The 11,581-nt window shown below is 42.1% G+C and carries 9 protein-coding genes, 1 pseudogene and 1 other annotated feature; of the genes and pseudogenes, 6 read left to right on the top strand and 4 right to left on the bottom strand.

Annotation, left to right across the window (positions count from 1 at the left end):
• Positions 1-129: 129 nt before the first annotated feature.
• Complete coding sequence (locus VSQ61_RS14160) at positions 130-837, bottom strand: LytR/AlgR family response regulator transcription factor (RefSeq protein ID WP_334345043.1); 708 nt, start codon at positions 835-837, stop codon at positions 130-132.
• A 252-nt stretch (positions 838-1,089) separates the two neighbouring features.
• On the opposite strand from VSQ61_RS14160, the gene VSQ61_RS14155 reads away from it, so the two are divergent.
• Genes VSQ61_RS14155 through VSQ61_RS14140 form a run of 4 tightly spaced genes read left to right on the top strand, consistent with a single transcriptional unit; the run spans position 1,090 to position 4,547 of the window.
• Complete coding sequence (locus tag VSQ61_RS14155) at positions 1,090-2,271, top strand: hypothetical protein (RefSeq protein ID WP_334345042.1); 1,182 nt, start codon at positions 1,090-1,092, stop codon at positions 2,269-2,271.
• The gene (locus tag VSQ61_RS14150; RefSeq protein WP_334345041.1) at positions 2,268-3,050 is read left to right on the top strand and encodes a hypothetical protein; all 783 of its coding nucleotides are present in this window, start codon (positions 2,268-2,270) and stop codon (positions 3,048-3,050) included. The genes VSQ61_RS14155 and VSQ61_RS14150 overlap by 4 nt, the downstream gene beginning before the upstream one ends.
• Positions 3,043-3,885 carry a hypothetical protein gene (locus VSQ61_RS14145; protein ID WP_334345040.1) on the top strand — a complete coding sequence of 281 codons (843 nt, stop codon included), beginning with the start codon at positions 3,043-3,045 and terminating at the stop codon, positions 3,883-3,885. Before VSQ61_RS14150 ends, VSQ61_RS14145 begins: the two co-directional genes overlap by 8 nt.
• An 11-nt stretch (positions 3,886-3,896) precedes the next feature.
• Positions 3,897-4,547 carry an ABC transporter ATP-binding protein gene (locus VSQ61_RS14140; RefSeq protein ID WP_334345039.1) on the top strand — a complete coding sequence of 217 codons (651 nt, stop codon included), beginning with the start codon at positions 3,897-3,899 and terminating at the stop codon, positions 4,545-4,547.
• 262 nt (positions 4,548-4,809) lie between these two features.
• On the opposite strand, the gene VSQ61_RS14135 is transcribed toward VSQ61_RS14140, so the two are convergent.
• Positions 4,810-6,591, bottom strand: coding sequence for a DUF885 domain-containing protein (locus VSQ61_RS14135; protein WP_334345038.1), 1,782 nt, complete (start codon positions 6,589-6,591; stop codon positions 4,810-4,812).
• A gap of 104 nt (positions 6,592-6,695) precedes the next feature.
• Positions 6,696-6,941: a binding site (T-box leader), on the top strand.
• 44 nt (positions 6,942-6,985) lie between these two features.
• On the opposite strand from VSQ61_RS14135, the pseudogene metG reads away from it, so the two are divergent.
• A pseudogene (gene metG, locus VSQ61_RS14130) lies at positions 6,986-8,941 on the top strand (methionine--tRNA ligase); the annotation flags it as partial.
• A 279-nt stretch (positions 8,942-9,220) separates the two neighbouring features.
• Here the strand turns inward: metG and VSQ61_RS14125 are convergent.
• Both VSQ61_RS14125 and VSQ61_RS14120 read right to left on the bottom strand, forming a co-directional pair.
• Complete coding sequence (locus VSQ61_RS14125) at positions 9,221-9,997, bottom strand: DeoR/GlpR family DNA-binding transcription regulator (RefSeq protein ID WP_334345037.1); 777 nt, start codon at positions 9,995-9,997, stop codon at positions 9,221-9,223.
• Between the two features lie 89 nt (positions 9,998-10,086).
• On the bottom strand, positions 10,087-10,689 hold the full coding sequence (locus tag VSQ61_RS14120; protein WP_334345036.1) for an SIS domain-containing protein: 603 nt from the start codon (positions 10,687-10,689) through the stop codon (positions 10,087-10,089).
• A gap of 259 nt (positions 10,690-10,948) precedes the next feature.
• Between VSQ61_RS14120 and VSQ61_RS14115 the strand changes: the two genes are divergently transcribed.
• Positions 10,949-11,569 (top strand): YjbQ family protein, encoded by a 621-nt coding sequence (locus VSQ61_RS14115; RefSeq protein ID WP_334345035.1) that lies wholly within the window; start codon positions 10,949-10,951, stop codon positions 11,567-11,569.
• Positions 11,570-11,581: the final 12 nt, after the last annotated feature.

The following is an 11,581-nucleotide window of genomic DNA, read 5'->3' as shown; positions in this document are numbered from 1 at the left end:
ATATGAAAAGCATTGCAAATTGTATCCAGGGTCTGCGTCTGGCAGTAAAAAGGTTAGAGGAATACTGCCACAGTATCACAGCCTCTATCAGAAAAGTAAAAAAATAACAAACAGCATTGCTCATTTGGTTTACCTCGTACTTTCAAGATAAAGAAGGTAGGCTTCTTTAAATGCACTGTATTTTCTTTTTGTCAGGTAAGCATGGATCTGATTGCCAGCCAAGTTGACAAGGGCATGGTCAAAATCCGTGACATGTTCAAAGTTGATAATGAAGCTGCGGTGTGTTTGGAAAAAACAGTTTTTGGGAAGCTTTTTCAGCCAGTACTGCATATTATGGACGGATTCAAAATCACACAGGGTTGTATGTACGATTACTTTTCTTGCCTGTGCTTCTACTGCGATGACAGCGGAGGCGGGAAGGGTGTGTATACCCTGCTTTGTTTCAACCGGTATTTTGATTGTCATAGTATTATATAGTTCAACTGCATCTTTCATATTTCGGAAGAAACGCTGCTTATCTATAGGTTTTGACAGATAACGGAATACCTGAAAACGCATGGCTTCATCAAGATATTCGGAATAAGAAGTCACAATAAAAATGATAATGCTGCTGTTTACCCTTTTTAATTCGTTTCCCACGTAAATGCCGTTCATTCCGGGCATTTCTATATCAAGGAAAAGAATATCTTTGTCGCCTTTGTCAGCTAATAAAGACTCCCCATTGGAAAAACAGGCCAGTTCCGGACACTTCACATGGATTTTGTCAAAAAAATTTTTACAGTATTTTTTAAGCTGTTCAATCATCAGAGGATCATCATCGCAGATAAGTATTCTCATTTCAACCTCATTTACAGTTTGCTTATTGATAAATAACATTGCTATTATATAACACCTGAGTTGGGAAATATATAGAAACTGTATGAAAAGACATTTTTTTGTGGATTTTGGGAATAAAATGACCAAACGGAGGCAGAAAATGTCGTTTGGTGCAGGAAGACTTGAAAGTATGGCAAAAACAAGGATAATGAGAATTGTCATTGATTTCGCAAAGATATACATGCATCAATAATTTGAACGGAGGGATTCAATATGGAAAGAATAAAGGGAAAGAGTATAGGAAGTCAAATGAAAAAGAAGCTAAGTTTTGCGATAACCATTCTATTTTTTGCTGCTCTGACAGGCTGTGGGAACAAGGAAAACATAAAGGATAATGTACAGGATTTTGAAACAACAGAAATTATGGATGATAAAGATGCTTCATCTGATGGCATATCATTTCCTGCACGTTATGAAAACATCATAGAAAATGTTACTTTTAGCATGGATATCATAGTTGATGCAGATCTGGCAGAAGAAATTCCTGTTATTGCGAAAGCCCAGATGAAAAAAGTGGATGCAGGACAGGCTTTTGATCTGTTATTTAGCAATAATGATACGTATGAAACATATGAGTATGAGGAAAATGATGAGTATGGAAAAAAAGTAAAAACGGGAACATATGTTAGTCCGGAAGAAACAACATTGTCATATGGGCCGGTTTCAAGTCAAATGACATATATGCAGAAAACGCTAATGCCATACATACGCAGCGCATTTGTATTGGATGATGAAGATGAACGGTACAATGCCGATTTATATTCTAAAGAAAAACAATTAACTTTTATGGATCGTGAAAAAGCACTTCAGATAGTGAGCAATGCCTTAACGAAAATGAACGTGACGTTTGAATACGACTATACGGGATATGCTTTGGATTATGCAACCATGCAATCACAAGAGTATCATGAAGATATAGATGGAAATATTGATAATGCAGGGTACAAAGAAAAGTGGTCTGTCTCAGACGAAGGGTATTATTTTTGCATAAATGAAATATATAGGGGACTTCCGATTTATCATGTATATTGTGAAATTTTTACAGATATAAAAGATGCGAATGCACCAGTGCAGGCATTTGTGTCACAAAACGGAATAGAGTATTTGGATATTGAAAAAATATTTGACATTTCAGAGGAAAAGACAGGAGTTCAATTACTTCCCATAGATGCTATTGCTGAAACAGTTGCAAATAAGTATGCACAAATTCTTGGAAGTTCGACATATGAAATGACGAATGCAGAATTATATTATTATATTGATTTATCGTCAGGAATGGGAGTATATGATGTCAAACCGGTGTGGATAATAAAAGGAATGGAAGAATCGGGGGAAAAACAACAGGCAATTCAAGTAATTATAGATGCACAGACGGCAAAGGAGATAGTAGCTTGAAAAAAATGTATTTTTATCTGAAAGCAGACTTTAAAAGATCTATATGTTCAATAAAGTTTATACTGTCAGTTATTTTGATTATATGTGTATTACTGCTTGCGACACAGGAAGGAATTGTGTTAGATACAGATGTACTATATGTTTTCTCCATTGTTATGTATGGAATGCCTGCTATGATCATACTGGTGTGTGGGGCTATTGCTTTTGCAGATAGTTTTTGTGAAGATATGGAATATAAATATGTTTTGCAGCAGGTTATCCGGGGAGATTTAGAAAAATATGTGACAGCCCGGGTATTAAGCATTTTTTGTGTCACAATGATATCAACTACATTGGGCATTTTTTTGTTTACTGGTATTTTACATATCAGTTTGCCATGGGTGGATATATCCGGATTACAATATGACCATATCATTCATGCTGGTGGATTAAGGCTTTTTTTGATATATAGACTATATCCTTTGTATTATCTCTGCTATGGAATTCAGTATGGTGTGCTTGTTGGAATTATGGCTTTATGGGCATCCTGTCTTTCTATGTACATTTCAAACCGAATGCTTGTATTGTCGGCACCAATGATTATTTACTATTTTACAGATTATGTGTTGGCAGAAGTTTCGTCAGGAATGCTGAGCTTAGCCATGATTTTTTCACCTTCAAACAATCTATTCTTAAATGATTTTTTGTCTGTGACATTGGTAATTGGCATAGCTGTCATGAATTTATATTTGACCAGAAAGATTATGGTTATTAGCTTAAGGGGTAAAATTTATGAATAAAGTAAAATGTATATGGAATGATATTGTGAACAATTTTTTCAGTAAACGGTTATTGGTTTTTTGCATTTTTCAGTTTAGTATTCTGCATTATTATATTAGTACTGTTAAGCACTTTTCTATTATGGCTGATTATCCGGCAACGCCATGGATATTGCCTTTTATTGGACAGAATGTTTACTGTTTATTTGTTTATGGAATCTCCGTAGTTTACTTTTATTCAAACATACCATTTATGCAGAAGCACGAGATGTATGTGCTGATGAGACAAGGGAGAAATCGGTGGGTATTTACAAAAACACTGAGAATTTGCTTGTCGGCTGTTATGCTTTCAATTATTGAATTTGCATTGAGTGTATTGATTTTATTACCAAGGGTAGAATTGACTGCAAAATGGGGGAAATTATATAATTCTCTTGCCATGACAAGTGCCGGAACAGGTTATGGAGTAAAACTTTTTTTCTCTTATGAAATAATAAATGAAAATAGCGCAATAAGAACTTTATTGATCTTTTGGACGGTTCTGTTTGTTGTGACGGCATTGATCGGAATGATCATGTTTGTATTGAGTATTTATATAAACAGGACGGCTGCAGTAGTAGTAGGAACTTTTTTTTCTGTTCTGCCAGTAGTATTTGCTAATTTATATTTATATAAGGAGTGGATTGGCTTTATATCTCCGCTTTCATGGCTTAATCTGCTTCTGCTGTATGGGAAAATATGTAAAAAAATCCCCATCGTTTTTGCAGATAATTATAGTAACAGCTATTTTAATCCCTATTTTATCTGTTGTTTCATTGAAAGGAATGCAGTCAAAAGATTTGAGCTGGATAAATGAGGAGTGATGATATGTGGGAGCAAGGCAAGAGTATAAAGCTAATGGATGTTAATAAATCTTTTGGGAAAACAAAGGTTCTTCATAATATCAGTTTGGAGTGTAATCAAGGAGAGATTACTGGTATTATAGGGAGAAACGGCGCAGGGAAAACTTTGTTGTTTAAAATAATGTGTGGGCTGATGTCCGTGGATTCGGGAGATATCGTAGTGAATGGAATTAAGAGGAAAAAACAATCTGAAGTTTTGAGGTCAGCAGGTATTATTATTGAAGACCCTGCTTTCTTAAAAAATTATTCAGGGATAAAAAATCTGGAGTATTTATATATGCTGAATCATAAAAATGATAAGTCATATTTGGAAGAAGTCATGAAAAGAGTGGGGCTTGATCCGAAATCAAAAAAGCATGTGGGTAAATATTCGATGGGAATGCGTCAAAGATTAGCTATTGCGCAGGCAATTATGGAAAATCCGAATTTTTTAATACTGGATGAGCCATTTAATGGATTGGATAATCAGGGTGTAGTTGACATGAGAAATATATTTCTTGAATTTAAACAAGAAGGAAAAATAATAATAGTCGCAAGTCACAATTCAGAAGATATAAAAGTTCTTTGTGACCATGTCTATAATATGGAAGCTGGAAAACTGAAAATCATACGATAGGCCAGATTAACGTAAGAGTACTGGAGTAGGCAGCAGGTGCTATATGCATAATCCATAGAACTGACATTTACATATAGAAAAACAAAGATAGATTTTATTGCCGTATTTGAGGATGGGTTTGCAAACAAACCATACCGCAAAGGCAGATGGGCAGGCTTTTTAAAAAGTAAAAATGTGCAGACAGACATAACCCTGGCAGAAGCGGTTGAGAGCATACGATGCTTTCTGGGGCCAATAGTCTGTTCTATTCGTGCCAATCATTCTATGGAGATGAATTGGAATCATCAAATACAAAAGTGGATTCCAGCCATTCCTCCATATAATCCTCAATCACCGGAAAAGGAGCCGGCCCCATAGACAGGAAAAAGGTATGAAAATCTTTCAGCACAAATCTATCCGAAAGAGCAGCCTCAGCCTGCTCCTTTAATTTAAGTATTTCTGCCGCTCCAAGGTAATATTTCAGATAATTCCCCGGGTCCTGAATGACAGCCTGATAAATCTGATACACCGTATCCCCATTGGTAACACCATATCCGGCAAAAAAATCCGCCGTATCCTCAAGAGACCATCCCTCATAGTGAATTCCCACATCCGCCCGGGCATGAAGCCCCAGAGAAACAGCCCCATTTGCCGACAATAGCTCTGCCATTTCCGCATCTGGAAGCGCATAGGCATAGGAAAGCCATTCCACATAGGTAGCCCACCCCTCCGTATAGCCCCCGAAATTAAAAAGATTCCGCACCGGATCAAGCCCACAGGAATTTTCATAAAGGGTCTGGTAGAGATGGCCGGGCCACCCCTCATGAGCCAGGGTCGTAAAGAGAGAAAGGCTGTCATAGTTATTGGCAGGATTGATATAGATCACATGCTCATTCATCCGATCCAAAGGAGGTGTCAGATAAAAAGCCGGACTTAAATATTTTTCCAGAGATGCGTCCACGTATTTCACCTGACAGGAAACAGAAGGAACAGAGGGAAAATCCGCCCCGATTTGCTGCTCCAGATTTTTTAAAATGATTGTCGGCTCCGAAAGCCCTGTCTGCCTGGAAACAGATTTTACAATTTCCGGATTCTGGCTGATAAGATAGGCAACTGTTTCCAGATCCGTATCCAATTGTTCCTCAATAAGCAGTAAAATTTCCTTCATATTTCGTCCGGTTCCTGTAACAGCCGCCGCCAATGCCTCATAATAGTCCGTTCCTTTCTCATAATAACAGAGACCACAGGAATTTCTTCCGGAACCTTTAAGCTCAGTCATTCCCTGGATCAAAAGCTCATAAGCCGGAACCACATGTCCGAAAAACAATGCACGGTTGGAATCAAGATACTCCTGAGCTTTTTCCTTAGATAAAAAATCCGCAGAATCAATCCGTTCTTCAAAGGTAGAAAGAAGAAAATGACTGCCAAGATTGGATAGAAAAGCCTGGCACTGGGCAATCACAGCGTCCGCCGTCTCGTCCGACATAAACAGTCCTGCTTCCGCCTTTTCCCGTTCGTAATCCATAAGGCTTTCATAATACACATCCATCTGGGAAAGAAGTGCAAGATAATTTTGAATATCCTGCTCCGACCGGAAAGCATATTCAGCCAGGAGAATGGGAAGCTGTGCCTGGGTGCCAAGGGTAGGGCTGAAAATTTCTTCATAGTATGGAAAGTCAAAAAGAGCCGTCTGTTTTTCAAGCTGATAGGATAAAATATCATAGGTGAGACGGTTGGAATCGGAAAGCTCCTCCCGGGAAAAGGCAGAAAGCGCCTGCCTGGTATTCTCCAGACTGGCTGCAGTGGCATCGGAGGTATCCTTGGAATAGAGATGAAAAGAAGACGGCGTATCTGCAATCCCAAAGCGTTCCGGTTCCGATAAGGTATAGTGAAGGGTCAAAGAATCAGAGGAAAGCTCATCAAGAAACAGTGTATGCGTGAAGCGTTCAAAAGCCTCATCCGCAGTTTCTGCACAAGCCTTTTGAAGCCGGGAAATCAGGAAAGCGCCGCAGCACAGAAAAAGAAGCAGGAACATGCCTGCGATCAAAAGTTTTTTGCGTTTCATATTCTCACCAGAAGCATTGTTGGTGTATTCTATGAGAGAAGCCGGTAACAAATTCCAACCTTGACAAACAATTTTCCATATGTTAGGATTTCCCTATGCAATAGGAAAACACAGTGAAGAAAAGAGTAGGCTTGATGGATTTTCTACAGAGAATTCCCGGTTGCTGAGAGGGAAGGAAGGAAGCTGGCTGAAGATGGTTTCTGAGTGGCACGGATGAACGTTAGAATGCGATAAGCCGTGACAGGGCTCCGCCTGTTATAGCGGAAGAGTATGAAGGTACTCGCAGAGGTCTGTTTTCGTGAGAGACAGACGAACGGAAGTGGTAACACGGGAATATACCCGTCTTCTTTAATCAGAAAGAAGACGGGTTTTTTAATGGAAAGAGAGGGAATCAAAAATGGAAAAGCAAAAATATTACATCACCACCGCCATTGCCTACACCTCCGGCAAGCCCCATATCGGCAATACCTACGAGATTGTATTGGCGGATGCCATTGCCCGGTTTAAGAGAATGCAGGGCTATGACGTATTCTTCCAGACCGGAACGGACGAACATGGGCAGAAGATTGAGGAAAAGGCAGGAGAGGCCGGCATAACCCCTAAGGAATTTGTAGATAACGTGGCAGGAGAGATTCGCCGCATCTGGGATCTGATGAACACATCCTATGACAAGTTTATCCGCACTACCGATGAGGATCATGAAAAGCAGGTTCAGAAGATTTTCAAAAAGCTTTACGATCAGGGCGACATCTACAAGGGCTACTACGAGGGCATGTACTGCACCCCCTGCGAATCTTTTTTCACCGAATCCCAGTTGGTGGACGGCAAATGTCCCGACTGCGGAAGAGAGGTAAAGCCGGCCAAGGAGGAAGCCTATTTCTTCAAAATGAGCAAGTATGCGGACAGGCTGATTGAACACATCAACACCCACCCGGAATTTATACAGCCCGTTTCCCGGAAAAACGAGATGATGAATAATTTCCTGCTTCCGGGTCTTCAGGATCTCTGCGTGTCCAGAACTTCCTTTAGCTGGGGCATTCCCGTAAGCTTTGATCCGAAGCATGTAACCTATGTATGGCTGGATGCATTGACCAACTATATTACCGGAATCGGTTATAACTGTGACGGAGAATCCACAGAGCAGTTTAAAAAGGACTGGCCGGCGGATCTGCACCTGATTGGAAAAGATATCATACGCTTCCATACCATTTACTGGCCTATTTTCCTTATGGCTCTTGATTTGCCGCTGCCTAAGCAGGTATTCGGCCATCCCTGGCTCCTGCAGGGCGATGGAAAGATGAGCAAGTCCAAGGGAAATGTGCTCTATGCGGATGAGCTGGTAGAGATGTTCGGTGTAGACGCCGTGCGGTACTTTGTGCTTCACGAGATGCCCTTTGACAACGATGGCGTCATCACCTGGGAGCTGATGGTAGAGCGCATGAATTCCGAGCTGGCCAACACGCTGGGCAATCTGGTAAACCGCACCATCTCCATGTCCAACAAATACTTTGGCGGCGTGGTGAGCAATCCCGGCTTTATGGAGCCCCTGGATCGGGATCTGCGTGAGACGGCTGTGAGCACGGCACAGAAAGTGGCGGATAAGATGGAGGAACTACGAGTGGCAGATGCCATGACGGAGATCTTTGCCCTCTTTAAGCGCTGCAATAAATACATTGACGAGACGATGCCCTGGGCACTGGCCAAGGATGAGAGCAAGAAAGACCGTCTGGCTACGGTGCTTTACAATCTGGTAGAGGGAATCAGCATTGGCGCTTCCCTTTTGGAGCCCTTTATGCCGGAGACCTCTGCAAAGATTCTGGCCCAGTTGGGTGCAAAGAAGCGCTCCATTGAAGTTATGAATATGTTCGGCCTCTATCAGTCCGGTCAGAAGGTGGTGGAGAAGCCGGAGATACTCTTTGCACGTCTGGATGTAAATGAGGTACTGGCAAAGGTGGAAGAGAAGCGGGCACAGGAGGCTGAGCCGGAGGTTCCGGCAGAGCCAGTGATCGACCTGGAGCCAAAGGCGGAAATCACCTTTGAGGATTTTGAGAAGCTTCAGTTCCAGGTAGGAGAGATTATTGCCTGTGAAGCGGTTAAGAAGTCCAAGAAGCTGCTCTGCTCTCAGGTGCGGATCGGCAGCCAGGTGAAGCAGATTGTATCCGGCATCAAGGCCCATTACACACCGGAAGAGATGGTGGGCAAGAAGGTAATGGTGCTTGTAAACCTGAAGCCTGCAACCCTGGCAGGAGTAAAATCTGAGGGGATGCTCCTCTGTGCAGAGGATGCGGACGGGAATCTGGCTCTGGTAGTGCCGGAGAAGAAGATGCCGGCCGGGGCTGAGATCTGCTAAAGCATGTCTGAAAAGTGCTTTTTGACAGATGTGCGTCCTCTTTTATGAGATATTTTTATCAAATAAGGGACGTATAGCACAAATATTATGCGAAGCGGCCATACAGATGTCAGCAATGAAATTTTAGAATATTATAGAGCGGAAAGTTATAAAGTTAAAAAATAAAAACAGGACCGGTGGAATTTCAATATCCAAGGTCCTGTTTTTTAACATCCAATATCCTCTATAAACACATTTTCCTAACAGGAGATGCATCCTGTCCTGAGTACTCTCGGCCTATCAATCAGCAAAAATCACCTTTTTCCCCAATTCTTCAATAGCAGCAACCGTATCCGCATCTGCTATTTTATTCGTCACATAATAATCAGCCCTTTGAAGATCCGCAATATTGGAAAAGCTCTCAAATCCAAATTTGGAAAAATCCGCAGCCACAATAGTTTCATGGGAACGCTCCAGCATCATACGGCAGATAGGCGATTCCTCCGCATGATAAGTAGTAATCCCGGCCTGGCTGTGTATGCCGTCAATGGAGAGAATTGCTTTGTCGGCCTTATACCGTCCCAACTGCTCCAGTGCCGTATTTCCATAGGAAAAAGAATACTGAGCATTCACCTCGCCTCCCAGAAGAAGGACCCGGAAGGTCGGACAGCTTGCAAGCTCCACGGCTACGGCCATAGAATTCGTTACAATATTCAGACTATTGCGCTTCTTTAACTCTGTGGCAATCAGAAGGGTAGTGGTTCCGGAGTTAATAAGCAGAGTGTCCCCGTCCTCAATAAGCTGGGCGGCAGTCTTTGCAATGGCAGTCTTAGCTTCCAGATTATAACTCTTGCGCTGCTGGGCATCCATAGTATAGAAATTCCGCACGGTCTGGACAGCGCCGCCGGTAACTCTTTTCAAGTAGCCGTCCTTCTCCAAAGCGGCCAGATCGCTTCGGATTGTCACAGGCGTAGTGTGAAACAATTCGCTTAGCTGCGTCACCTTCACCTGACCCTCCTGGGCAAGCAGCTCCAGAATCCGCTGTCTTCGAAAATCTATTTTCAATTCGTGATCCATAAGAAAATCCCTCGCTGTTTTTGAGTATTCGGTGGTCTTTTGCTTATCAGTATAACATAATCCGGCAAAAGGGACAATGAAACCTTTCTTTAGGAATCGCTTTTATTCAGACGTTTTCCAACAGCGCCGCCCGGATGAATCAGGGCGAACTGCTCATTTTGATAGCCTGTTTCCTCTATGATCCCTGTCTGGAGAGCGTCAAAGACAGCAGCGAGGGCCGTAAAGCTTGAGGTACCCTGGCTGTTATAGCGATCTGTTTCGGAGGTGACCTTCATGGGAAGCACAATATGGGATTTGGCGGCAAGGGGAGAAGAGAGGTTTTCCGTTACGCCGATAACGGTCACTTCTTTCGTATGGCAAATATCCAAAATACCGAAAAGCTCATCGGTTTTTCCTCCCCTGGAGGCCCAGACAAGGGCATCGCCTTTCTTAAGAAAGCCGGAAGCGCCGTGGACCGCCTCGGCAGGCGATAGAAATCGGGCCGGGCGCTCCACGCAGCACAGGGAATGAGCAAAGTGCATACAGGCAATCCCGGAATGTCCACAGCCGGTAGTTCCGATTCGAGGCACAGTAGACAAAATATCAACAGCCTTTTCGAAGGCTTCCGGATCAAAAACATCACGGGTGGCAAGAATAGAATCACTTTCGATAGTGAAAGCGGCGAGAATACGTTCTTTCGTTTCGTGTTTCATAAAAGGTCCTCCTTTTTAAGTTTGATTTTTTGGTATGGAATAAATAGGCATAAAATGAATAAATCCCTAATTTTTAAGGAATTTTCGCACACTGGCATAGAAACACAGCCAGAAATCCGCTCTGTGTTTTTATCATATATTGTTTCCGAAATATTTTCAATAGTTTTCTAAAACTTTCTAAATAAAAAATATTATTGACAAAAGTATCTTTGAAATATATACTAAAAGAAAAATATAGAAACAAAAAAGGAGGAAGCATATGGAATTCAAAATGGTACAGAAAGAACTGGAGCTGCAGTCGAGGGGATGGATTCCCACCTTTCACGATGTATCCAAAGAGGTAATTGAGATCGTAAAGGAATCCGGCATAAAGAATGGAACAGTCTGCATAGCTTCCCATCATACTACCTGCTCCGTTATGGTACAGGAGGCGTCACATGATCTTGACACCTTTGATCTGGAATACCTTCAGCACGACCTGCTGGATATTATGCGCAAGATGATCCCGGATTTTGCGGAGGAGAATCAGTACCGTCACCCGGGACCGATTCACACCCAGTTTGGCCGTTATGTGAATGAGCCGGGAGATTATACCAGCAAGAACACAGACGGACATCTGCGTTCCGTGTTTTTCGGAAGGAGCGAGACCATGACCATTAAGGATGGGGAGCTGGACGGCGGAGAATTTGCCCATGTTTACTTTGTGGACTGGGATCATGTGCGTGCACGCCGCCGACAGCTTAACATTACCGTTATGGGAACTACGGAGGATGTGGGAGATCGGAAGTATAAAGACGGTTCGGTGATTGATACCTCCAGAAAGTATCTGGAATCGGAGAAGGCTTATATGGAGGAGTTTGATCTGCAGCAGAAGCGGTAGGATAAAATATTT

The organism is Candidatus Merdisoma sp. JLR.KK006, from assembly GCF_036941035.1.
GTDB lineage: Bacteria > Bacillota > Clostridia > Lachnospirales > Lachnospiraceae > Laedolimicola.
Note: the sequence above shows the minus strand (reverse complement) of the source record. Positions and strands in the feature narration are given on the sequence as shown.